The following is a 23748-nucleotide window of genomic DNA, read 5'->3' as shown; positions in this document are numbered from 1 at the left end:
CATGCAAGACCACTTCTTCCGGCAACTGATGCGCGGCACCCTGCCCCTGCTGGTATGGGCGGCGCATTTCATCTTCTGCTACCTGCTGGCGGCGGCGCAGTGCACGCCGGCGGTCATGCGCACGGGCGGGCCGGACCGCTTGCTGCTGGGGATCGCGACCGTGGCGGCGCTGGCGGTCTGCCTGTGGCTGGCCTGGCGCGAGCGCGGCATCCTGCGCGATGCGCGTTCTGCCGGACTGCTCGACTGGGCGGCGGCGCTGGGCGCCGTGCTGGCCTTCGTGGGGATCCTGTGGACCGGGATGCCGATCCTGCTGGTGAGCGGCTGCGCCTGATTACCGGGCGGCGGGCGTCACGCGCCAGACCACGTTGCCGACATCGTCCGCTACCAGGATCGCGCCCTTCCCGTCCACCGCGACCCCGACCGGACGCCCCTGCGCCTCGCCGTCCTTGTTGAGGAAGCCGCTGAGCAGCTCGACCGGTTTCCCGGCCGGCTTGCCTTCCCTGAACGGCACATACACCACGTTGTAGCCCGACAGCGGCTTGCGGTTCCAGGAACCGTGCTGGCCGATGATGGCGCCATTCGCGAACTGCGGCAGCAGCGCGCCGGTATAGAAGGCCAGGCCCAGCGCCGCCACGTGGGCGCCCAGCGCATAGTCCGGCACGATCGCCCTGGCCACCAGGTCGGGGCGCTGCGGCTTGACGCGCTCGTCCACGTGCCTGCCATACCAGCTGTAGGGCCAGCCATAGAAGCCGCCCTCCTTCACCGAGGTCAGGTAGTCCGGCACCAGGTCGCTGCCGATCTCGTCGCGTTCGTTCACCACCGTCCACAGCACCCCGGTTTCCGGGTTCCAGGCCAGGCCGTTCGGGTTGCGCAGGCCGGCGGCGAAGAGGCGGGTCTTGCCGGTGGCAATATCCACTTCGAGGATCGCGGCGCGGTCGACTTCGTGGTCCATGCCGTTCTCGGCCACGTTGCTGTTCGAACCCGTGGTGGCGTACAGCTTGCGCCCATCCTGGCTGGCGATGATGTTCTTGGTCCAGTGGTGGTTCAGCGGCCCGCCAGGCAGCGGCGCCAAAGGCGCTGCCTGCGCGGTGATCGCGGTATCGCCCGCGCGGTAGGGGAAGCGCACGATGCCGTCGGTGTTCGCCACATACAGCGTGTCGCCGACCAGCGCCATGCCGAAGGGCGAATTCAGGCCGGTCAGGAACACGGTTTTCAGTTCCGCCACGCCATCGCCGTCGGCATCGCGCAGCAGCGTGATGCGGTTCGCGCTGGGCACGCCCGCGCCCGCCCTTTCCATCACCTTTTTCTGAACCCAGTCCTTGATGCCCTTCTTGGCCGGCTGCCGCGGTGCATTGCTCTCGGCAACCAGCACGTCGCCATTGGGCAGCACGTGGAGCCAGCGCGGATGGTCGAGGCCGGAAGCGTAGGCCCGCACCGCCAGTCCCGCCGCCGCGCGCGGCTTGCCGCCCGGTGGCCAGCCCCTGGCGGGGGCGATGTCCACAGTCGGAACCAGGGAGCGGACCGGCGACACCAGGACCGGGTGCGAGCCAACGTCGGCGCCGGGAGACAGCGTGGAGCGGTCGCCGCAGGCGGCCAGCAGCAAGAACATGGCGCCGCTGGACAGGCGAAGCAGGAAGTGGTCGCGCATGGTGTTCTCTCGGTGGGGGCGGACAGCACGATACTAGCCAATCCGGCCATATCGCGCCATCCTTTCCCGGCGAGAGAAGCGGTTCAGGTGGGAACCGCCTGGACCTCCTCGACATCCTCGGCCGCCGGCGCGCTCTGGCGCCGGCGCCGCCGCACGAATCCGACCAGGCCCGGCAACTGCACCAGCACCAGCACGGCAAAGGCCATGCGGTAGGCCATGGCGGGAGTCTGGCCGGCGTCGTCGAGGGGCCACAGGCCGACCAAGAGACCGAAGCCCGCCTGCACCACAAAGGCGCCGATGAAGATCAGGAGGTTCAGGCAGGTCGCCGCGCGTCCGGTCAGCTCGCGCGGCATCGACTGCGCGATGATGGCGTACTCGATTCCCGTAATGGTCCCGACCAGCGTGAACAGCACCGACAGCAGCTGGAAGCTCGGCTTGTAGTTGAGCACGAAGGCGGCCTGCACCAGCAGGAAGACGACGATGCCGGCGGCGGCGACGTCCAGCGGGGCGATGCCGCGCCGGCCGGCCCACTCGGTGATCATGCCCACCCCGATGGCGCCGAAGATCACCGACGCCATCCCCATGTAGAGCAGGTAGGCGACCGCGGCGTCGGGGAAGCGCGCGACGTCCGACAGCCAGCGTCCGATCCACAGCCCCTGGATGCCGAAGAACACCGCATGCGGGATCAGGATCAGCGAGGCCGTGTTGCGGAACACCGGCGCCCGGAACACCTCGCGCAGCGCCTGCCCCAGCGGTCCGCGCTTGGGCTGCGGTCCCTTGTCACGGGGGTACACGAGCGCGATCAGCAGGCCGGAACATGCGGTCAGCCCGGCCAGGATGGCGAACAGGCCGCGCCAGTCGGTATAGTCGAGCACCAGCCGCACCGGCATGGTCGCGCTGGCGGCGCCCAGTCCCCCTACGGCGATCAGGTAGCCGTGCACCGAAGGCAGCTTGTTCGGGGTGATCCAGGTGGACACCGCCTTCACCGCCGCCATGAAGCAGCCGCCCAGGCCCAGGCCCATGACGGCGCGCGCCACCAGCAGCTGCCCGAAGCCGGTGCCGCGCGCGAACAGCAGCGCGCCGAGCGCGCCGACCAGCATCATCGACAGCTGCACCCTGCGCGGCCCCCAGCGGTCGAGGGCGATCCCGACCGGCAGCTGGACCAGCGCGAAGGCGAAGAAGAAGGCGCTGGTGAGCAGCCCCAGCTCGCCCGGCGTGAGCGCGAGCGCCCCCATCAGGTCGGGGGCCAGCACCGCGTTCACGTTGCGCAGCAGCGTCGACAGATAGTGTCCCAGCGCGAACGGCAGGAACACGTAGAAAAAAACCGCCACGCCGGTCAGGCGTGGCGCGGTGGCGGTATCCTGCATGGGCCAGGTCCGGGGGGCGTGGATGCGCGTCCGGAGTCAGGCCGCGTCCTGGGTAGCGCCGCCACGCGGCTGGCCGGCCGGCACCAGCGGGATGACGCGCCCGCTGGGGCCATGCGACGAAGCGCCGCTCTCCTGCTCGAAGAAGAACTTGTCGCGCCCGAAGGCCGGCTTGAGGTGGTCGAGCCAGGTGGCGTCCGGATCGTACTTGGCGAAGAAGGGTCGGCGCACCCATTCCGGATTGCGGGCCTGCAGGAACTGCAGCGCGAACAGCTTCTCGCCATTGATCGTGACCACGCCGTCGATCACCACCTTGCCCGGGAAGGCGCTCATCGAGGGACCGCGCACGGTGCGCGACAGCCCCGACACCATCGAGTAGGCCTCCTGGAAGATCTGGTGCGCGCGCGCCAGCGGCAGCGAGAAGTAGTCGCGCGGGCCGGTGTCGCGCTCGACGAACATGTAATACGGGATGGCGCCCAGGCGCACGCCGGTGGTCCACAGCTCGGCCCAGCTCTTCGGGTCTTCGTTGATGTGGCGGATCAGGGGGCCCTGCATGCGCAGCGTGGCGCCGGTGCCGACGATGCGCTTGACCGCCTGCTGGGCTACGGGCGCGCGCAGCTCGACCGCATGGTTGTAGTGGCCCATGATCGCGAGGTTCTTGCCCGACCTGACCACCTTCTCGAACAGGCGCATCAGGTCGTCGCTGTCCTTGTCCGACACGAAGCGCTGCGGCCAGTAGGCCACCGACTTGGTGCCGATGCGGATGTTCTGGATGTGGGCCAGGTTCGGTTCGAGCAGCGGCTCGAGGAACTCGGCCAGCGAACGCGTGTTCATGATCATCGGGTCGCCGCCGGTGATCAGGACGTCGGTGACGTCCGGATGGGTCTCGAGATAGGACACCAGCTCCTTGCATTCACGCGCATCGAACTTCATGTCGTCCATGCCGACGAACTGCGGCCAGCGGAAACAGAAGGTGCAGTAGGCGTGGCAGGTCTGGCCCGAGCTCGGGAAGAACAGCACGGTTTCCTTGTACTTGTGCTGCAGGCCCTTGAGCGGCGCGTCGTTGACGCGCGGGACGTTGTGCGTCATCTGGCCGGCCGGGTGCGGGTTCATGCGCATGCGGATGCCGTGCACCAGCTTGGCGGTGGCCGCCTCGTCCTTCTTGTACAGCACCAGGTCGCGCAGTTGTTCGTATTCGCTGGCGGGCAGCATGTCGCGGTGCGGGAAGGTGAGCCGGTAGATCGGATCGTCCGGCACCTTGTCCCAGTCGATCAGCTCCTCCAGTACGTAGGCGTTCACGCGGAACGGCAACACATGGGACACCACCTGCACGGCTTCCTGCAGCTCCGGCGTCAGCCATTGCCATTGGCGTGCCGTGTGGATCGTCTGGCGGGTATAGGGCTTGAACTTGGAGGGCGTCGATTCGGTCATGATCACGGGAATTCTCCAGGAAACGAGGAATGAATTAGTCGGCGTGGGTAAAACGTTGCCGTTAAGAATTCATCTTACGTTCGGGAAAGCTGCTGAGAATTGCCGCCAATCAATCGGACGGTTCCTACGGTAGGGGTTAAAACAAGAGAGAGACAGAACGGGACAACTACTGGACAGGACGGTCCGGAGCGCATTCTCCGGGCCGTCCATGCAGGCTTTATTTCGGCGCGCGCCGGCGCATCCATTCGGCGAAATGCCTGCCCACCAGCAGGTCGCCGTCATAGCTCAGGTGGTTGGTATCGCGGTACATCAGGCGTCCGCCGATCATGGCGTGGCAGGTACTGTCGTCGCACAAGGCCATGGACGAATCGAACCAGGCCATCTGCGGGAACTCGCGGGCGAAGCCACCCAGGATCTCGCGGTGCTGCACCACCTGCTGCTCCCATTCGGCGCGCGTGATCGCGCAGGGCACGCGGGTGGCCGACGAGGCCACGCCGGCGCGCTTGATGCAGGAACGCGGATCGAAGCTGATGATGGGCACGTCGTTCATGAAGATCACCTGCTTGCCGGCCGCGATGAAGCGGCGGAAGGTCTCGCGCGCCGCATCCACCCAGACGCGGTGCTCGGGCGCGCTGCCGAAGCGCAGGTGGGTCGAGAACACCACGGTCTTCACCGAGGGCATGCCGAGAGCCAGTTCCAGCATCGGCTGGGTCGCCTGCTGGTAGGGGTCGCCCTGCGGGTCGAGGCCCCAGTACGGATGGCGGGTGCCCAGCATCAGGAGGTTCTCGCCGACGCTGCTGTAGTACTTCGTCAGGCCGGCCACCACGTGGTAGGCATGGCTGTCGCCCACCAGCACCACGGTCGGGTCCCTGGCGGCGTCGGCCTGCAGGCAGTACTCGTAGGTCGAGTCGAAACCGTAGCGCTTCTTGCAGGCCTCGGCATTGGCCTTGTCCTCGACCAGCACCAGCGCCTTCTGGTTGGCCAGGTTGTCCTGGACCGGCTTGCGCGTCGGCAGGCCATCGTTCAGGTAGATATAGCCTCCCGCGGCGGCGCAGGCAAGCATCAGCGCGCTCAGCGCCGCGACCTTGCCGCGCCCGCTGCCGCCGCGCAGCGGGCGCTCCACCACACGGTAGGTCAGCCAGGCCAGCAGGACGGCCAGCAGCACCGCCCCGGCGCGGATGGCCGGCGCCGGGGTGCGCGATTCGACGATCTGGGCAAAGGACAGCAGCGGCCAGTGCCACAGGTAGAGCGGATAGCTCACCAGCCCGATCCAGACCATGAGGCGGTTCGACAGCAGCACGCGGTTGAGCCAGGCCTGCGGTCCGGCGCCGATGAGCAGGAGCGCGCCCAGTGCGGGCAGCAGCGCGCGCCAGCCGGGGAAGGGGTCTTCCCGCGTAATCAGGACCAGGCCCGCGGCCAGCAGGGCGGCGCCAAGCCAGGAGAGCAGGTTTGGCGCCACAGCAAGGCGCGAAGCGCCGCCGCCGGGGCGCGCATGCAAGCAGGCCAGGCCGGCGCCCAGCAGCAGCTCCCAGGCGCGGCTGGCCGGGGAATAGAAGGTGGCGGTCGGGTGGTCGGCGATGCCGCCCAGGTTGACGGCGAACGAGGCCAGCGCCAGCACGGCGGCCACCGCCAGCAGATTCATGCGCAGCCGCCAGCCCAGCAGGAGGACGACCGGCCACAGGATATAGAACTGCTCCTCGATGCCGAGCGACCACAGGTGCAGCAGCGGCTTGGTGTCGGCCGCGGTGTCGAAGTAGCCGACCTGGGCCCAGTAGAAGAAGTTGGCCGCGAAGCCGGCGCCGCCGACCACGTGCTTGCCGAGCTGCTGGTATTCGTCCGGGAACAGGGCCAGCCAGCCGAAGGCCAGGCAGGAACCGAGCACCAGCACCAGCGCCGGGAAGATGCGCCGCACGCGGCGCGCGTAGAAGCCGGCGAAGCTGAAACTGCCCGCCTCCAGCTCGCGCAGCAGGATGCTGGTGATCAGGAAGCCGGAAATGACAAAGAAGATGTCGACGCCGATGAAACCGCCACGCAGCACCGCCGGGAAGGCATGGAACAGCACCACCGACAGCACGGCGACGGCGCGCAGGCCGTCGATGTCGCGGCGGTAGGCCAGGTGCCCCGGTGGTGTGGCTGGTTTCCCCAGCGCGTCCCCGAAGGGAATCTGTTTCTCTCGCTTCATGCCAGCTCGCGGACAAAGCTGACGATTCTACATGAGCTGTTTGTATTGAAACAACGATCTCTGCCTTAAAACAACATCAGGCGCCATTTGCATGCAGGGTGGATGATAGAAGCTGCTCAGCATCCACTGACACCAATGTGCAACATTCCTATCCCGACTCCGCAATGCGATTGCGCGATCGCAATTCCTGCTCATCCCAGCCCGGTACATTTGCCAATGCACTTTAGCAATATTGATCCCAGAACATTCACTCAAGGAGTCAACATGAAACTGTTCGCCACGACGGCCGCCCTGTGCCTGGCCATCGCCGCCACCCCTGCCCTCGCCAATGGCCCGACCGAAAAGGACGCCATCGCGATGGTCGAACGCGGCGTTGCCCTGGTCAAGGCCAAGGGCAAGGACGAGATGATGAAGAAGATCAACGCGAAGGATGCGGAATACGTCCAAGGCGAGCTCTACATGGACATCCGCGACCTGAAGACCGGCATCGTGCTGGCCCACCCCTATAACCCCTCGATCGTCGGCAAGGACCTGACCGACGTGCCGGATGCGAACGGCAAGAAGTACCGCCGCGAGATCATCGAACTGGCCGCCGCAAAGGGCAAGGGCTGGGTCGACTACCAGTACAAGAATCCGACCAGCGGCAAGATCGAGCCGAAGACGACCTTCATCCAGCGCGTCGACGACGTGGTGCTGGAAGTCGGCATCTACAAGAAGTAAAGCGCCCTGCCCTTTCGTTTACGCCCGGAGTCAAGCATGCTGAACAAACTGAGGATCGGCCCGAAACTCCTGCTGGCCCCGGGCCTGGTGCTGGTGCTGCTGACGATGCTGTCGGCAGCCGCTTATTACGGCATGGTGCGCCAGAACGCCTCGCTCGAGCACATGGTGCAAGTGCGCGCCGCGCGCCTGCAGGCCGTGGCCGACGTGGCGGGCGAAGCGCGCTTCGCGCATGCCAACATCTACCAGCTGCTGGCCTGGGTGAACGGCAGCTTCGCCAAGAACCGCCTGGACGCCCTGACCGCCGACATCCACAAGAAGCATGCCGCGATTGCAGCCAGGCTGGGCGAACTGTCGAAAGGCGCCGCACCGGGCGAGCGCGCCCCGATCGAGAGCGCACTGGCAGGGCTGGCGAGCTACCGCAAGATGGTGGCCGAGACCATCGAGCTGGCCCAGGTCGACCAGTCGATCGCCACCAACTCGATGCAAAAGGCCGAGAAGCAGTTCGTCGCCCTCGACAGCGGCCTGCAGAACCTGGCCGCGCTCGAAAAGAAGCTGAGCGTGGAAGCGCATGCCGCCGCCAAGGCCGAGTTCCGAACCCTCGGCATGAGCATGGCCGGCATGGTGCTGCTGTCGATCGGCCTGTCCCTGGTGGTAACGATGCTGGTGCGGCGCGCGATGCTGGCCGATATCCATTCGATCGCCACGGTGGTGAACGACCTGGCCGAGGGCCGCCTGCGTCCGTCCGGCACGCCGGGCGCCGGGCGCGACGAGATCGCCGACACCTCGCGCGCGCTCGACCACTCGATCTCGCGCCTGAACGGCGCCCTGAACAGCATCCTGCACTCGGTGCGCTCGATCGACACCGCTTCGAAGGAAATCGCCACCGGCAACCTGGACCTGTCGACCCGCACCGAGCTGCAGGCCGGCTCGCTCGAACAGACCGCCAGCACCATGGAAGAACTGACCACGGCAGTGAAGGAAAACGCCAACAACGCGCGCCTGGCGTCGGATCTCGCGGCCGAGGCGGCGCAGCTGGCGGCGAACGGCGGCCAGGCGGTGGGCCGCGCGGTGGCGACCATGGAATCGATCCAGGCCAGCTCGCGCAAGATCGTCGAGATCACCAGCGTCATCGACGGCATCTCCTTCCAGACCAACCTGCTGGCCCTGAACGCCGCGGTGGAAGCGGCGCGCGCCGGCGAACAGGGGCGCGGCTTCGCGGTGGTGGCGGCCGAAGTGCGCACGCTGGCCCAGCGTTCGGCGGCGGCGGCGCGCGAGATCAAGGGCCTGATCGCCGACTCGGTGAAGAGCATCGAGGACGGCAGCGCCTCGGTGAGCGAGGCTGGCGCCAGCATGGGCGACATCGTCGCCTCGGTGCGCCAGGTGAACGACATCATCGGCCGCATCAGCATCGCCAGCACCGAGCAGGCCGACGGCATCGCCGAAGTGAACAAGGCGGTCGGCCAGATGGACGGCATGACCCAGCAGAACGCGGCCCTGGTGGAACAGGCCGCGGCCGCGGCCGAAAGCCTGCACGAGCAGACCGTCAACCTGGCCAAGGCGGTATCGATCTTCAAGTTCGAAGGCGACGACGCCGACGTCATCGCGGAGGCGCAGGCCGAGGATGGGCAAGACGCGGAAGAGGAAGGCGACGAGGGCTTCCACGGCCTGCACGAGCGCCGTGCGCCCGGCAGCGCGATGCGCGGACGCGCGGTGGCGGCCCTGCCTGCCGCCAGCACCAAGGGAACGCAGCGGCGGCGCAGCGCCTGACGGCTTAGCGGAAGGGCCGGCTAACGAAGCGGGAGCCGGCCAGACCGAAACGCCAGGGCACGTCCATCGCCTTGGAAATCCCGATGCGCGGTCCGGTCACGACCTCCAGCCCCGGCGGGGCGGGCAGGATCTCGAACGGCGCCTGTGATATGGCCATGCCGTTGAGGGCGCGGGTCACGCCCAGGGCCTGGCACAGCTTGCCCGGGCCCGAGCACAGCAGCCACTCATCGTCTGCATCGCGGCGCACGCGCATCTGATCCAGGCCGACGAGCGGCTCCAGCGCGCGGATCAGGACCCCGGCGCCGTGGCCCTCTTCACGGCACACGAAATTCAGGCACCAATGGATTCCGTAAGAACGATAGACATAGGCATGGGCAGGCGGCCCGAACATCGAGGCATTGCGCTCGGTAGGACCGGAAAAGGCGTGCGACGCCGGGTCTTCGCGATCATAGGCTTCGGTCTCGACGATCCGTCCGCCGACGCCATCCACCAGCACCGTCACGCCGATCAGCTGGCGCGCGACGATCTCCGCGGGTTGGGAAAAATCGATTCCTGCTATTGTCGAAATGGCCATGGCGGGATTCTAACCCGGCCTGTGCAGGGGTGTCGCTTTGGTTAAATTGACACAAAATATGGTTTTAACGACAAGCATTTTGCATTGCTTTGCTGCAATAAAATAAGTGCTGGGGTATAGTGGCAAGGTTGGTCGCTTCCCTTCCGCACTTCCTCCTGCCCCGCCCATGAATACCCTCGCCGATCCCGTTCCGCACCTCGACCAGGTCGATGCCCTGATCAAATCGATCCGCATCCCACCCCGGCCGAGCCTGCTTGCCGACATGCAGCGCGAACTGGCCTCGGAAGATCCTTCCCCGGAGGCGATCGGAAAGATCGTGGCGAGCGACGTCGGCATGTCCGGTGCGCTGCTCAAGCTGGCCAATTCGGCGATCTACGGCGGCCGGCGCAAGGCCAAGTCGATCGAGCAGGCGATCCTGTTCCTGGGCATTAACCAGGTTGCGGCCCTGATGACCGGCCTGCTGGCGCGCCAGGCGATTCCCGCCAACAGCGCCGCGCTCGCCAGTTTCTGGGACATCTCGACGCGCCGCGCCCAGGCCATGGTGTTCCTGTCGCGCCGCCTGCGCATCGGCGAGGCGGACGTGGCCCACACCTTCGGCCTGTTCTGCGACACCGGCGTGCCGCTGCTGATGGAGCGCTTCCCGGACTACGCCGCGACCTATGCCGCCGCCTCGCTGGAAACGCAGCGCGCATTCACCGTGCTCGAAGACGAACGCCACAGCACCAATCACGCGGCGCTCGGCTGCCTGCTGGCGCGCAACTGGGGCCTGTCGGGCGACGTCGGCTGGGCCATCCTGCACCACCATGATTTCGCCGTGCTCGACGACGCCGCGAGCGCCGCCGCGGTGCGCTCGCTGGTCGCCCTCTCGGTACTGGCGGAGAGCGCGATCTGCCGCTACCAGGGCCATGCCGAATCGCTCGAATGGAACAAGGGCGGCGGCGCCGCCTGCGCCTACCTCGGGCTGTCGGACGATGAAACGGCCGAGTTGCTGGACGAGCTGGTGGAAGCCTTCCACGAGCAGTAGATACATATCTTTACATCACTCCTGTACAGGCGGATACTGCCTGTAAGTACACACGGGAGTGAGTCATGAAGTTCCTCGCCATCCTGCTGTCGCTGTCCCTGCTGGCGGGCTGCGCCAGCGTACAGCCACCCGCCGCGCCCCTCCCTCCCTTCGCCGACGCGCGCTTTGCGCCGCCGGCAGAACCGGTCGGCGCCCAGGACTTGTTCACCCTCAGTCCGGCGATGCTGTCCTACCTGAACAGCCCGGCTTTCAACAGGTACCTGCGCCAGAGCGGCTCGCGCCGCGGCCTGGTCGAAGCGCTGTACAGCAAGACCGACCTGAAGCTCGAATACGAATCCTCGAAGACCCGCACCGCCGCGGAAACCTATGCGGACCGCTCCGGCAACTGCCTGTCGCTCGTGATCATGACCGCGGCCTTCGCCAAGGAACTGCGCATGCCGGTGCGCTTTCGCAGCGTCGACGTCGGCAATGCCTGGAGCCGCAAGGCGGACCTGTACCTGGGCAGTGCCCACGTCAACGTCGCCGTCGGCGAACCGGTCGACAGCGGCTTTCGCGGCAGTGGCCTGAACGAATTCCTGGTGGTCGACTTCATCCCGCAGGACGAAGCCGAACGCCTGCGCGCACGCGAACTGGACGAAGACGACATCGTCGCGCTCTACATGAACAACCGGGCGGCCGAGATGCTGGTGCAGGATCGCATCGACGACGCCTACTGGTGGGCGCGCGCCGCGGTGGACAAGCGCCCCGGCCTGATCGCGGCGCTCAACACCCTGGCCGTGATCTACAACCGGCACGGCGATCTGGCGCTGGCCGAACAGACCTACCGCGCGGCCTTGCTGCGCGAGCCGGAGAACGTGATGGTCATGCGCAACCTGCAGCCGGTACTCAGCACGCTGGGCAAGCACGCCGAGGCCCAGGTGCTGGCGCAGCGCATCGCCAGCATCGAGCCCTTCCCGCCCTATTACCACTTCGACCAGGGCATGCTGGCGCTGCGCGCGGGCGACTTCGACAAGGCGCGAAGCCTGTTCGAACGTGAGCTCAAGCGCGCTCCCTACAACGACGAGTTCCTGTTCTGGCTTGGCGTGACCCACCTGCGCCTGGGCGACGTCCAGCACGCGCGCGAGCAGATCGCCAAGGCGGTCGACAACAGCACGCGGCAGGAGATGCGGCAGTTGTATTCGGCCAAGCTGGCGATGCTGCGAAGGGTAAGTGCGACCGGGACGCACATACGCTGACGCCCGGTCGGGGTGCGAGCGGCCCAGCCAGCCGATGCACTTGAACTTCGCACGCAAAGGTGTTACCTTGGTAACACCTGAAAGATGCGAGCTGACGATGACAACTACCTCACTGAAACTTCCTGATGAACTGAAGCAGCGTGCCGTTTCCGCTGCTCAGGAGCTGGGTCTTAGTCCCCACGCATTCATGGTCGAGGCAATCCGGCAGGCCGCTCACTCGGTCGAGCAACGCTCGAGCTTTGTCGCGCAAGCGCTTGAAGCCAAGGCTGAGATGCTGCACGAAGGTCTGGGACATGATGCCGACGATGTGCGCGCGTATCTGCGACAACGCCTCAAGGATGGTCAAACTGGCAGACCGATCAAGAAGCCATGGCGAGAATAAGTTATTCCAGTCGCGCCCTGTCTGATCTGGAACGAATCAGTGACTTCCTTTCGGACGAAGGCCCCGAGGCACAACTGGAGGCACTTGATCTCATTGATGAGGCCATCACAATACTCGCCCGGCATCCATTGATCGGTCGCCAGGCCGAACACGAGATGCGAGAGCTCGTCATTTCTCAAGGCAGAACCGGGTACGTCGCGCTCTACAGCTATGAAATCGCCAGTGATGCCATTCTGATTCTCGCCATACGCCACCAGCGCGAAGCCGGATTTCACGGATAGCGTGAAGACCTCAGCCAATACAGTCATAACAGTGAAGCTTGCGGCGATAGGCTGTGTTGCAGGTTTTCTCGCGCGGTCGTCAGCCTGCGCCACACCTCCAGCTTCTGATCGAACGTCATCGCCATATGCGCCGGTGAACTCGACGGCAGCACAACAGTGTGATACCCAGCCGCCGCGAACTGCGGCGCAAACTTGCCCGACGCCTGGCCATTGAAGCCGACCGTCTCCAGCTCCGGACAGAGCGCGCGCAAGCGTTCGAAATCGTTGGCAGCCGGGTTGCGGATGGCAGAATCGAGGCTGCCTTCGCGTTCGCAGCCGGCCAGCACGTCCCACAGGCCGAAGCGGTGCGCCAGCAGGCGCGGCAAGCGCTCTTCATACGGCAGGCTTGCCAGGTCCTCCTCGATCACCGCCGAGATCAGGCGCCAGAACTGGTTACGCGGATGGGCGTAATAGCGCCCTGCGGCCAGCGAGGCGGCGCCGGGAAAGCTGCCGAGGACGAGGACGCGGGTATCCGGTGCGAGCACAGGCGCAAGGCCAGTCAAGGAGGGAGTTCGGTTCACCATGCCCCGATTGTAGCCGGACGAAAAAAAGCGGCGAGCACTCACGCACCCGCCGCAAAGGGCAAACCGTCGGGAGACGAAACGACGGCAGGTCTACTTCATGGCGACGGCATTGCCATCGGCGCGGGCGGCATCCCAGCCGCCGCCCAGCGAACGGATCAGGGCCACCGTCGTCACCGCCCGGTTGCCGCGCAGCTGGACGGCCGTGCGTTCGACCGCCGCCAGGTTGCGCTGGGCGTCGAGCAGCTCGAGGTAGCTGGAACGGCCGGCGTCGTAAAGCTTCTGCGCCAGGTCGGCCGAACGGCGCGCCGACAGCAGTGCCGCGTCGATCTGCTCGGACTGGCCGGCCAGGATGCGCAGGCCGGCCAGGTTGTCCTCGACCTCGGCAAACGCATTGAGCACGCTCTGGCGGTAGGTCCCTACCGATTCCTCCAGCACCGCTTCACTGCGTTCAACGTTGGCGCGGTTGCGGCCGCCGTCGATGAGCGGCATCGAGGTGAGCAGGCCCAGCACCCAGGAACGGCTGCTCCACTTGAACACTTCCGACATGGCGCCGCCGACACCTCCTCCGGCGGCGCTGATGGTGAGCGCCGGGAACATCGCGCCGCGCGCCACGCCGATGCGGGCATTCGAGGCTTCCATCGCGCGCTGGGCGGCATTGATATCGGGACGGCGCTCCAGCAGCGAGGACGGCAGGCCGGCCGGAATCGCGGGCAGCGCGGTGGCGCCAAGTAGCGGGCTCTTGCCGGCTACGTAGTTCGACGCCGGCTTGCCCAGCAGGACCGCCAGCGCGTGTTCGGCGCTGGCGCGCTGGCGCTGCAGGCCGATCGCCTCGGCACGCGCCGTCGCCAGTTCGGTGCGGGCCCGCGACAGGTCGAATTCGCCGATATCACCCAGGTCGAAGCGGCGCTGCGTCACTTTCACGCTCTCCTCGCGCAGGCGCACGGTCTGCGCCACCGTGTCCAGCTCGGCATCCAGCGCGCGCAGGCGGAAGTAGGTCTGCGCCACGTCCGCCTGCAGCGCCAGCAGCACCGAGCGGTAGTTGGCTTCCGAGGTCGCCGCGTCGCTGCGCGCCGCCGACACACCGGCCGCCACGCGGCCGAACAGGTCGACCTCGTAGCTGGCGGTGAGGTTGGCCGTGTAGCTCGTCACCGGCTGGGTCGGCGTGCCTTGCGGCAGGCCGCTTTCCAGCGCCGACGGGCGGGCGCGCTGGGCGCCGATGCCGACGCCGACTTGCGGCGCCCGATCCGCTTGCGCGATCCCGGCGATCGCCCTCGCCTGCTTGACGCGGCTGGCCGCCACCGCCAGGTTGGCGTTGTTGGCGCCGGCTTCCTCGATCAAGGAAGTCAGGGCCGCGTCCTTGAAGGCCAGCCACCACTGGCCGCGTGGCTGCTGCTCCGCAGGCTGGGCCGGTTTCCAGCGCGAGCCTTCGATGCCCTCCACTTCAAGGGCGCCCGGCACCTGCGATTCACGGAACGCGGTCGGCGTCTCGATGGCCGGCTGCCTGAATTCCGGGGTGGCGCAGGCAGTCAGCAGCAGTGCCGCCAACAGCGGGGCCACGCCCCTCGCAATCATGCTTTTCATCTCAATGCACTCCTTCCAGGTCCAGGACCGGGGCTTTGACTGGCGCCACCGGCGCCTTTTTCTCGAAACGTTTGGCCAGCGTGCGCAGCAGGACGTAGAACACCGGCGTCAGGAACAGGCCGAAGAAGGTCACGCCCAGCATGCCGGCGAACACCGCCACGCCCATCGCATGGCGCATCTCGGCGCCGGCGCCGCTCGAGAACACCAGCGGCACCACACCCATGATGAAGGCGATCGAGGTCATCAGGATCGGACGCAGGCGCAGGCGCGAAGCTTCCAGCGCGGCGTCGACGATGCTGCGGCCGTGGTCTTCCAGCTCGCGGGCGAACTCCACGATCAGGATCGCGTTCTTCGAGGCCAGTCCCACCAGCACGAACAGGGCGATCTGGGTGAAGATGTTGTTGTCGCCACCGGAGAGCTTGACGCCCACCAGCGCGCACAGGATCGACATCGGCACGATCAGGATCACCGCCAGCGGCAGGGTCCAGCTTTCGTACTGGGCGGCCAGCACCAGGAACACCAGCAGCACGCACAGCGGGAACACGTAGATCATGGTGTTACCGGCCAGTTCTTCCTGGTAGGTCAGTTCGGTCCACTCGTAGGCGATCCCTTTCGGCAGCGTTTCCTTGGCCAGCTGCTCCATGATGGCCTGGGCCTGGCCCGAGGACACGCCCGGCGCCGGACCGCCGTTGATGTCGGCCGCCACATAGTTGTTGTAGCGCTGGACACGGTCCGGGCCGTAGCTGTCCTTCAGCTGCATCAGGGACGACAACGGGATCATCTCGCCCTTGTCGTTGCGGACCTTCAGCTGGGCGATCTGCTCCGGCTGCGAGCGGAACTGCGCATCGGCCTGCACCCGCACCTGGTAGGTGCGGCCGAACTGGTTGAAGTCGTTCACGTACAGCGAGCCCAGGTTCACCTGCAGGGTCTGGTAGATGGTCGACAGCGGCACGCCGAGCTGCTTGGCCTTGACGCGGTCGACGTCCGCGAACAGCTGCGGCACGTTGATCTGGTAGCTCGAGAACACGCCCGCCAGTTCCGGCGTACCCCAGGCCTTGGCCTGCAGCGCCTGCGTGGCTTTATATAGTTCGTCGTGGCCGAGGTTGCCGCGGTCTTCCAGCATCAGCTTGAAGCCGCCGGTGGTGCCCAGGCCGTTCACCGGAGGCGGCGGCAGCACCATCACGAAAGCATCCTGCACGCTGCCCATGCGCTTGTTGATCTCGGCGGCGATGGCTTCGGCCGACTGCTCCGGCTTGCCCTTGCGCTCGCTGAAGGGCTTGAGGCCGGTGAACACGATGCCGGCGTTCGGCGCATTGGTGAAGCCGTTGATCGACAGGCCCGGGAAGGCGATCGAGGATTCCACGCCAGGGATTTCCTTGGCGATGGCCGACATCTTGCGGATCACTTCATCGGTGCGGTCCAGCGAGGCGGCGTCCGGCAACTGGGCGAAACCGATCAGGTAACCCTTGTCCTGGGCCGGCACGAAGCCCGGCGGCACGACCTTGAACATGAACACCGCGGCAATGCCCAGCGCCAGGTAGACGCCCAGCGTCGCGGCTTTACGGCGCAGGACGGTCTTCACGCCGCCTTCGTAGCTGTGCGAGGCACGGCCGAAGAAGCGGTTGAAGGCGGCGAAGAAGCGGCCCAGCACCTTGTCCATGGCGCGGGTCAACGCGTCCTTCGGCGCATCGTGGGCTTTCAGGAGCGCGGCGGACATGGCCGGCGCCAGCGTCAAGGAAACGAATGCCGAGATCACGGTCGAGATCGCGATGGTCAGGGCGAACTGGCGGTAGAACTGGCCGGTCAGGCCGGACACGAAAGCGATCGGCACGAACACGGCGCACAGCACCAGGGCGATCGCGATGATCGGACCCGACACTTCCTTCATGGCCTGGATGGTCGCGTCATGCGGCGACAGGCCGTTGCCGATGTTGCGCTCGACGTTTTCCACCACCACGATGGCGTCGTCGACCACGATACCGATGGCCAGCACCAGCCCGAACAGCGACAGCGTGTTGATCGAAAAGCCGAACATCAGCATCACGGCAAAGGTGCCGACCACCGACACCGGCACTGCCAGCAACGGGATGATCGAAGCGCGCCAAGTCTGCAGGAACACGATCACGACCAGGGCCACCAGCACCACGGCTTCCAGCAGGGTCTTGATCACCGAGTCGATCGACTCGCGCACGAACTGGGTCGGGTCGTACACGATGCTGTACTCGACGCCTTCCGGGAAGTCCTTCGACAACGCTTCCATTGTGGCGCGTACATCCGTAGACAGCTGCAGCGCATTGGCATTCGGCGCCTCGAAAATCGGGATCGCCACCGCCGACTTGTTGTTCAGCAGCGAGCGCAGCGCGTAGGAGCTGGAGCCCATCTCGAGGCGTGCCACGTCCTTCAGGCGCGTGACCGCGCCGTCCTCGCCGGCCTTGACCACGATGTCGCCGAATTCCTCGACGTTTGATAAGCGGCCCTGGGTGTTGACGGTCAGCTGGAAGTCCGCATCCTTGCTCGGCCCCTGGCCCACCACGCCGGCCGCGACCTGCACGTTCTGCTCGCGGATGCTGGCGACCACGTCGCCGGCGGTCAGGTTGCGTGCGGCGACTTTCTGCGGATCGAGCCAGACGCGCATGGCGTAGTCGCCCGAGCCGAACAGCTGGACCTCGCCCATGCCGTTCAGGCGCGCCAGCTGGTCCTTGATGTTCAGCACCGCGTAGTTGCGCAGGTATAGGTCGTCGTAGCGGCCGTCCGGCGAATTCAGGTGCACCACCATGGTCAGGTTGGGCGAACTCTTCACCGTGGTGACGCCGATCTGGCGCACCTCCTCGGGCAGGCGCGGCAGCGCGCGCTGGACGCGGTTCTGCACCTGGCTCTCGGCGCGGTCGATGTCGGTGCCGATCGCGAAGGTCAGGGTCAGGGCCAGGGCACCGTCCGAGGTGTTCTGGGAGCTCATGTAGAGCATGTCCTCGATGCCGTTGATCTGCTCTTCCAGCGGCGCGGCCACGGTTTCGGCGATCACCTTGGGGTTCGCGCCGGGATACTGGGCGCGCACCACCACCGACGGCGGCACCACCTCGGGATACTCGGACACGGGCAGCTGGAAGATCGAGATCAGGCCGCCCACGAAGACGATCACCGACAGCACGACCGCGAAGATCGGCTTGTCGACGAAGAAGCGGGAGAAGTTCATGGTCTTACTCCTTGACGGTATTCAGGGCCAGCCGCGCGCCGTCCCTGGCGGCGATGGCGGCATCCATCGGCACGATCTGCGGCGCCACCGGGGCGCCGGGGCGCACCCGCTGCAGGCCGTTGACGACGATCTTCTCGCCGGCCTTCAGGCCCGAGCGCACCACGCGCATGCCGTCGACCACCGGGCCGAGGGTAACCGGGCGGTACTCGGCCTTGCCGTCGCTGCCCACCACGACCACGAACTTGCGGCTCTGGTCGGTGCCGACCGCGCGGTCGGTGATCACGACGGCCTTGCCGGCCTCGCCGCTGCCCACCTGCACGCGGGCGAACAGGCCGGGCGCCAGGGCGCCGTCCTTGTTGGCAAGCGTGGCACGCATGCGCACGCTGCCGGTACGGGCGTCGAGCTGGTTGTCGACGAATTCGAGCTTGCCCTCATGCGGGAAGCCCTCTTCGTTGGCCAGGCCGACCTTCACCACCGCTTCCCTGTCGCGCTGGGCGCCGACGCGCAGGTAGGTCTGTTCGTCGCCGTCGAAGCTGGCGTAGATGCGTTCCAGCGAGACCACCGAGGTCAGCACGGCGCTGGCATCGACCAGGTTACCGAGGGTGATCTCGGCCTTCGACACGCGGCCGTCGATCGGCGCCGTGACGCGGGTATAGGCCAGGTTCAGGCGCGCCGCTTCATACTGGGCCTGCGCGGCCCTGGCGTTGGCGTCGAGTTCCTTCTGGGCGGCGGCCTTTTCGTCGAACTCGCGCTGGGCGATCGCCTTGTCCGCCAGCAGGCGCTCGGCACGCTGCAGCTCCAGGCGCGCCAGGTCGGCTCTGGCGCGGGCCGCGCTGGCGGCGGCGCCGGCGCGGTCGGCTTCGGCCTGGTAGGGACGCGGGTCGATCACGAACAGCACTTCGCCCTTCTTCACTTCGGCGCCCGGCTTGAAATTGACTGCGGTGATGTAGCCGCTGACGCGCGAACGGATTTCCACCTCTTCCACGGCTTCCAGCCGGCCCGAGAATTCCTGGGTTTCCAGCACCGGCCTTTCGATGACGACTGCGGCCGACACCGGCGGTGCGGCGGGCGCCGCCGCGGCTGCGCCGTCCTGGCTGTTGGCGTCGGCGCAGCCGGCGAGCACCGCTGCCATGCCCGCGGCCGCCAGCAGTGCGACGAGTGTTTTCACCTTGCCCATGCTTTGTTGGTTATTCATGATCAACCTTTCTTATTGAAGAGACAAAAACTTCCCTGTCCGTAGCCGGGTACGAGCCGGATGCGGGGAAAAAGAGGGCCTGTCCACGCCCGCAGGCGTGGATGCCGAATTCCTTACTGGTATGGAGGCCGCGCGCTCAGCGCGGCGGGAGCGCTGGCGTCAACAGCGCACGGTGCGCAGGTGGTGCATGTTCATGGCTCACCTCTTTCGTTAGACGGTTCCCTCACGTCGCCGCAGCGACGAATTTTTGGGAAAAAACGGGCCTCCCTCGTGCGCGCGGCACGTGGTTTTTGGGAAGGCAGTGGATGGTTAGCTCTGGCGCTGGCTGGTCAGCGGTCCAGTCCCGCAAGGAAGGTGGCGATCTCGCCGAGCGCGTGCGCCTCGCACGCACATTCATTGCGCCCGTCGGGTTCCTGCAGGGGGGCCGGCGGCATGCGCCGCACTGTGGTGCGCACGCCGGCGTTGATCAGTTTGGCGCCGTATTGTTCGGCCTCATCGCACAATGGATCGTCCTCGGCCGAGAGGATCAGGGCCGGCGGCAGGTTCTTCAGCCGGGTCGAGCGCAGCGGCGAGGCATACGGATGCGCGCGGTCGGCGGCATGCGGCAGGTAGCCGCGATAGGCGGCGGCACAGTCGCTGGTGAGCTTTTCGCGGTCCGGGCACTGGTTCATCTGGCGCATCGAGCAGGTGGACAGGCCCGGATCGAGCATCGGCATGATCAGGATCTGGCCGGCCAGCTTGGGCGCGGCGCGGTCGCGCGCCATCAGGGCGCAGACGGCGGCCAGGTTGGCGCCTGCCTCGATGCCCATCACCACCAGCTTCTTGCCGGACCAGTCGAGCTTCGCCTTGTGCTTGGTGGTCCAGAGCAGCACGGCGTGCGCATCTTCGACCGCGGCCGGGAAAGGCTGCACTGTCGCCAGCGTGTAGTTCGATGCCAGCACCGCGCGCTCTTCGTTGCACTCGGCAAGTTTGCGCAGGATCCCGTCCGCCTCCTGCAGGTCGCCCGAGACGAAGCCGCCGCCATGGAAGAACACGACGAGCGTATCGCGCTTGGCGGGCGTGCCGGCGGTGTACAGGCGCGCGGCAAGCGCTCCCTGTGCGCCGGTCACTTCCAGCTCGCGCACGTCCACGCTGGCCGTGGCGGCTTCTTCGCGTTCGAGTACTGCGCTCATTGGCGGCCTCCTTCCGGCGCCGCGGCCCAGCGGCCCGATTCGCCTTCCGGGCATGCGTCGCAATCCAGTTCCAGCTGCATCGAGAGTGCCTTCAGGCCGCGCGCTTCCGCGCCGGCAGCCTGCGAATAGGCGTCGGTCCCCAGCAGGCCTGCCAGCGCTACCCCGCTCAGGGTCACTGCTACCGTGGTGAAGATTCCGTCCCGCATGCTCATGTCCAGCTCCGTTTGTGTTTACATTTTGTTGCGATGCACACACTATAGTCTTCAACTACAATCGGATAAAGATGTCAATAACGAATTGATTGTTCAGATTGCCGAACAATCGACCAAATCAGGAAGGTGAGATCCTCATGAACAAGCTCCAGGCCATGGAAGTTTTCATCCAGGTGGTCGACTGCGGCAGCTTCACCAAGGCGGCGGAAATGCTGAACCTGCCCAAGGCGACGGTCTCGACGCTGGTGCAGACGCTGGAATCGACCTTGTCGGTCAAGCTGCTGCACCGCACGACGCGCCAGGTGATGATCACCTCGGACGGCGCAGCCTACTACGAACGCTGCGTGCAGATCCTGTCGGACGTGCGCGATGCCGAGGAATCGCTGTCGCGCCACCGGCTGAGCCCGAGCGGGCGGCTGCGCATTGATACCCCCACCGGCCTGGCCTCGGAAATCCTGATTCCCGCCCTCCCCGCTTTTTTCGAACGCTACCCGGACATCACGCTCGAACTCGGCAGCACCGACCGCCCGGTCGACCTGGTCGAGGAAGGGGTGGACTGCGCCGTGCGCGGCGGCGAGCTGGTGGACTCGAACCTGATCGCGCGCCGCATCGGTGTGATCAACTTCGTCACCGCTGCCTCGCCCGCCTACATCGAACGCTACGGCATGCCGGAGCATCCGCGCGACCTGGATCGTCACCGCTGCGTCAACTACTTCTCGGCCAAGACCGGCAAGATCTCGCAATGGGACTTCACCCGCGACGGCGAGCGCATCGAGGTGACGCTTCCCGGGTCGATCGCCCTGAACGACTCGAACGCCTACGTGCAGGCAGGACTGGCGGGACTGGGCGTCATCATGATGACGGACTACCTGCTGACGCAGCACATTGCCGCAGGCCGCATGGTGCAGGTGCTGCCCGAGTGGAGCAGCGACGCGCTGCCGGTGCACGTGGTCTACCCGCAGAACCGTCACCTGTCGGCCAAGGTGCGCGTGTTCGTCGAATGGATTTCCGAGCTGTTCGCGGGGCATCCGAACCTGCGCCTGCAGGCACCGCGGCCCAGCGTTCAACAGGAGCTGGAGACGGTGTAGAATCGGCCGAAACAATAGAACCACCGGAGACAAGCATGGACCACAGCGCATCCCCCCGCAACATCGACGTCCTGCTGGCGCGCTACGCCGAAAGCCACCGCAACCATACCAACGAGATCATCCACTTCGTGTGCATCCCACTGATCGTCCTGAGTTTGCTCGGCATCCTGTGGGCGATCCACCCAGTGGTGGCGATCGCGGCGACGCTCGCCTCGCTCTACTACTACACCCGCCTGTCGCGCGGGTTCGCCCTCGGCATGGGCGTCATGAGCGCCGTGATGCTCGGACTCCTGGCGCTGATGCCGGACATGACCGTGCTGCCGGTGTCGATCGCGATCTTCGTGGTGGCCTGGATCGGGCAGTTCGTCGGCCACAAGATCGAGGGCAAGAAGCCGTCCTTCTTCGAAGACCTGCGCTTCCTGCTGATTGGGCCGCTGTTCGTGCTGTCCTTCCTGTACCGCCGCATGAATCTCGCGTATTAGCGCGTATTCATTCAACCTGCAAGAACGCGCGGGAGCACGTATACTCGCGCGATGCCCTCTTCCGTCCTCTTCACCGTCGCCTCCCTGATCTGGGGCTCGACCTTCTTCGCCATCACCCTGCAGCTGGGCGAAGCGCCGCCCGCCGTCTCGGTGGCCTACCGATTCTTCCTGGCCGCGGCTACCCTGTTCCTCATCTGCCTGGTGCGCCGCGACAGCCTGCGCCTGCCGCTGCGTACCCACGGCTGGATGGCGCTGCAGGGCGTGCTCACCTTCTGCATCTCCTACCTGTGCACCTATCAATCCGAGCAGTACGTGGTCTCGGGCCTGGTGGCGGTGGTGTTCGCGCTGATGGTGTTCTGGACGCCGCTGCTGAGCAGCCTGTTCTTCGGCACCGGCATCAGCCGCCGCACCGTCGCCTGCGGCGTGGTCGCGATCGCCGGCGTCGCCCTGCTGTTCTGGCATTCGATCGGCAGCGCCTGGCGCGACTTCCAGGCTGGCGGCAGCCCCGCATTCATCGCCGGCGTGATCCTCGCCCTGGCTGCCACCATCGCCAGTTCGGCCGGCAGCATCGTCGTCACCAAGGTGAAGGAACAATGCGAAAACCTGCCCCTGACCATGGCCTGGTCGATGCTGTGGGGCGCGTCGCTGGTGACCGTGTGGTCGCTGGCGCATGGCGACCGCTTCGTCATCCCGAGCAGCCCGACCTACTGGGCCGGCCTGGTCTACCTGTCGATCTTCGGCTCGGTCATCGCCTTCTTCGCCTACTTCACCCTGATCGGGCGCATCGGTGCGCAGAAGACCGTCTACATCGGCGTGATCACGCCGGTGCTGTCGGTGCTGCTGTCGATCAAGCTCGAAGGCTACCGTCCCGGCCCGGTCGAATTCGCCGGCATGGTCCTGTGCCTGGCCAGCGTGGCCTGGGCCCTGCGCGCGCCCGCAGCCAAACCCGTGCAATCCGCAAACCTGAACAATCCACTCGAAACGCCATGAGCACCACTTTCTCCATCCGTCCCGCCCAACCCACCGACGTTACCCACATCCATTCCATGATCGTGGAACTGGCGGTGTTCGAGAAACTCGAACACCTGGTGGTCGCCACCGAAGACCTGCTGCACGAGGGCCTGTTCGGCAGTCGCCCCTCGTGCGAAGCCATCATCGGCGAGGAGGACGGCGAAGTGGTCTGCTTCGCGCTGTTCTTCCATAACTTCTCGACCTTCCTGACCAAAAAGGGGCTCTACCTGGAAGACCTGTACGTGCGCCAGTCGCACCGCGGCAAGGGCTATGGCACCAGGATGCTGACGCGCCTTGCGCAGATCGCGGTCGAGCGCAACTGCGGCCGCTTCGAATGGTCGGTGCTGGACTGGAACGCACCGGCAATCGGGTTCTACCAGCAGATGGGCGCCGACATCCTGCCCGACTGGCGCATCTGCCGCGTCACCGGCGACACCCTCACAGCCTTGGCCGAACGACGCGCATAAAGAAAAACCCACGAGGCCGTGAGGCGCCGTGGGCGAACCCATTTTGTCAAATGGGGAGGGGAGATGGTGAATCACACGCTTGCACTATAAGTGTGGATTCTTAATATTCCATTAGGCCTTACATCCGGTTACCCTTGTTACCAAACCAGTTTTTGCTGCCGTTGAACTGATAATTC

Annotated in this window: 22 protein-coding genes; 11 read left to right on the top strand and 11 right to left on the bottom strand. The window is 66.1% G+C overall.

Annotated elements, in window-relative coordinates; all coding sequences use genetic code 11:
- Window position 1 precedes the first annotated feature (1 nt).
- Window positions 2-331 carry a hypothetical protein gene (locus tag YWC_RS0111695; RefSeq protein WP_027865538.1) on the top strand — a complete coding sequence of 110 codons (330 nt, stop codon included), beginning with the start codon at window positions 2-4 and terminating at the stop codon, window positions 329-331.
- On the opposite strand, the gene YWC_RS0111690 is transcribed toward YWC_RS0111695, so the two are convergent.
- From YWC_RS0111690 to YWC_RS0111675, 4 genes are all read right to left on the bottom strand, one after another.
- Window positions 332-1648: a PQQ-dependent sugar dehydrogenase gene (locus tag YWC_RS0111690; protein ID WP_027865537.1), complete on the bottom strand. Its 1317-nt coding sequence runs from the start codon at window positions 1646-1648 to the stop codon at window positions 332-334.
- Window positions 1649-1731: 83 nt separating this feature from the next.
- Entirely contained in the window at window positions 1732-3015 is a 1284-nt protein-coding gene (locus tag YWC_RS29130; protein WP_051306404.1) for an MFS transporter, read from the bottom strand.
- A 36-nt stretch (window positions 3016-3051) separates the two neighbouring features.
- On the bottom strand, window positions 3052-4443 hold the full coding sequence (locus YWC_RS0111680) for a KamA family radical SAM protein (RefSeq protein ID WP_036214157.1): 1392 nt from the start codon (window positions 4441-4443) through the stop codon (window positions 3052-3054).
- A 217-nt stretch (window positions 4444-4660) separates the two neighbouring features.
- Window positions 4661-6625 (bottom strand): acyltransferase family protein, encoded by a 1965-nt coding sequence (locus YWC_RS0111675; protein ID WP_027865535.1) that lies wholly within the window; start codon window positions 6623-6625, stop codon window positions 4661-4663.
- Window positions 6626-6889: 264 nt separating this feature from the next.
- Here YWC_RS0111675 and YWC_RS0111670 point away from each other — a divergent pair, with 264 nt between their 5' ends.
- Window positions 6890-7345, top strand: coding sequence for a cache domain-containing protein (locus YWC_RS0111670; RefSeq protein ID WP_027865534.1), 456 nt, complete (start codon window positions 6890-6892; stop codon window positions 7343-7345).
- 36 nt (window positions 7346-7381) lie between these two features.
- A complete protein-coding gene (locus YWC_RS0111665) occupies window positions 7382-9112 on the top strand; it encodes a methyl-accepting chemotaxis protein (RefSeq protein ID WP_027865533.1) in 1731 nt (576 codons plus the stop codon).
- Between the two features lie 4 nt (window positions 9113-9116).
- Here the strand turns inward: YWC_RS0111665 and YWC_RS0111660 are convergent, their stop codons facing one another.
- A complete protein-coding gene (locus YWC_RS0111660) occupies window positions 9117-9686 on the bottom strand; it encodes a DNA-3-methyladenine glycosylase (protein ID WP_027865532.1) in 570 nt (189 codons plus the stop codon).
- 166 nt (window positions 9687-9852) lie between these two features.
- On the opposite strand from YWC_RS0111660, the gene YWC_RS0111655 reads away from it, so the two are divergent.
- The 4 genes from YWC_RS0111655 (at window position 9853) to YWC_RS32060 (ending at window position 12608) form a co-directional block, all read left to right on the top strand.
- Window positions 9853-10710, top strand: a complete 858-nt coding sequence (locus YWC_RS0111655; protein ID WP_027865531.1) for an HDOD domain-containing protein — start codon at window positions 9853-9855, stop codon at window positions 10708-10710.
- A gap of 65 nt (window positions 10711-10775) precedes the next feature.
- Window positions 10776-11945, top strand: coding sequence for a tetratricopeptide repeat protein (locus tag YWC_RS0111650; RefSeq protein WP_027865530.1), 1170 nt, complete (start codon window positions 10776-10778; stop codon window positions 11943-11945).
- Between the two features lie 40 nt (window positions 11946-11985).
- The gene (locus tag YWC_RS32065) at window positions 11986-12327 is read left to right on the top strand and encodes a CopG family ribbon-helix-helix protein (RefSeq protein WP_209587333.1); all 342 of its coding nucleotides are present in this window, start codon (window positions 11986-11988) and stop codon (window positions 12325-12327) included.
- Complete coding sequence (locus YWC_RS32060) at window positions 12315-12608, top strand: type II toxin-antitoxin system RelE/ParE family toxin (RefSeq protein WP_084416399.1); 294 nt, start codon at window positions 12315-12317, stop codon at window positions 12606-12608. Before YWC_RS32065 ends, YWC_RS32060 begins: the two co-directional genes overlap by 13 nt.
- 23 nt (window positions 12609-12631) lie before the next feature.
- Here the strand turns inward: YWC_RS32060 and YWC_RS29125 are convergent, their stop codons facing one another.
- From YWC_RS29125 to YWC_RS0111610, 6 genes are all read right to left on the bottom strand, one after another.
- The gene (locus YWC_RS29125) at window positions 12632-13171 is read right to left on the bottom strand and encodes a DNA-deoxyinosine glycosylase (RefSeq protein ID WP_051306403.1); all 540 of its coding nucleotides are present in this window, start codon (window positions 13169-13171) and stop codon (window positions 12632-12634) included.
- Between the two features lie 90 nt (window positions 13172-13261).
- On the bottom strand, window positions 13262-14752 hold the full coding sequence (locus YWC_RS0111630; protein ID WP_027865527.1) for an efflux transporter outer membrane subunit: 1491 nt from the start codon (window positions 14750-14752) through the stop codon (window positions 13262-13264).
- Between the two features lies 1 nt (window position 14753).
- The gene (locus tag YWC_RS0111625) at window positions 14754-17945 is read right to left on the bottom strand and encodes an efflux RND transporter permease subunit (RefSeq protein WP_027865526.1); all 3192 of its coding nucleotides are present in this window, start codon (window positions 17943-17945) and stop codon (window positions 14754-14756) included.
- A 4-nt stretch (window positions 17946-17949) separates the two neighbouring features.
- Window positions 17950-19140, bottom strand: a complete 1191-nt coding sequence (locus tag YWC_RS0111620; RefSeq protein WP_027865525.1) for an efflux RND transporter periplasmic adaptor subunit — start codon at window positions 19138-19140, stop codon at window positions 17950-17952.
- A 329-nt stretch (window positions 19141-19469) separates the two neighbouring features.
- Entirely contained in the window at window positions 19470-20312 is an 843-nt protein-coding gene (locus tag YWC_RS0111615; RefSeq protein ID WP_027865524.1) for an alpha/beta hydrolase, read from the bottom strand.
- The gene (locus YWC_RS0111610) at window positions 20309-20524 is read right to left on the bottom strand and encodes a hypothetical protein (protein ID WP_027865523.1); all 216 of its coding nucleotides are present in this window, start codon (window positions 20522-20524) and stop codon (window positions 20309-20311) included. The genes YWC_RS0111615 and YWC_RS0111610 overlap by 4 nt, the downstream gene beginning before the upstream one ends.
- A 137-nt stretch (window positions 20525-20661) precedes the next feature.
- On the opposite strand from YWC_RS0111610, the gene YWC_RS0111605 reads away from it, so the two are divergent.
- The 4 genes from YWC_RS0111605 to YWC_RS0111590 are packed head-to-tail and all read left to right on the top strand — an operon-like array spanning window position 20662 to window position 23572.
- The gene (locus tag YWC_RS0111605) at window positions 20662-21612 is read left to right on the top strand and encodes a LysR family transcriptional regulator (RefSeq protein ID WP_027865522.1); all 951 of its coding nucleotides are present in this window, start codon (window positions 20662-20664) and stop codon (window positions 21610-21612) included.
- Between the two features lie 35 nt (window positions 21613-21647).
- Window positions 21648-22094: an Mpo1 family 2-hydroxy fatty acid dioxygenase gene (locus YWC_RS0111600; RefSeq protein ID WP_027865521.1), complete on the top strand. Its 447-nt coding sequence runs from the start codon at window positions 21648-21650 to the stop codon at window positions 22092-22094.
- 51 nt (window positions 22095-22145) lie between these two features.
- A complete protein-coding gene (locus tag YWC_RS0111595; protein ID WP_027865520.1) occupies window positions 22146-23084 on the top strand; it encodes a DMT family transporter in 939 nt (312 codons plus the stop codon).
- The gene (locus tag YWC_RS0111590) at window positions 23081-23572 is read left to right on the top strand and encodes a GNAT family N-acetyltransferase (RefSeq protein WP_027865519.1); all 492 of its coding nucleotides are present in this window, start codon (window positions 23081-23083) and stop codon (window positions 23570-23572) included. Before YWC_RS0111595 ends, YWC_RS0111590 begins: the two co-directional genes overlap by 4 nt.
- The last annotated feature ends 176 nt before the right edge of the window (window positions 23573-23748 follow it).

It is taken from the genome of Massilia alkalitolerans DSM 17462 (assembly GCF_000427785.1).
Taxonomy (GTDB): Bacteria; Pseudomonadota; Gammaproteobacteria; order Burkholderiales; family Burkholderiaceae_D; genus Telluria; species Telluria alkalitolerans.
Note: the sequence above shows the minus strand (reverse complement) of the source record. Positions and strands in the feature narration are given on the sequence as shown.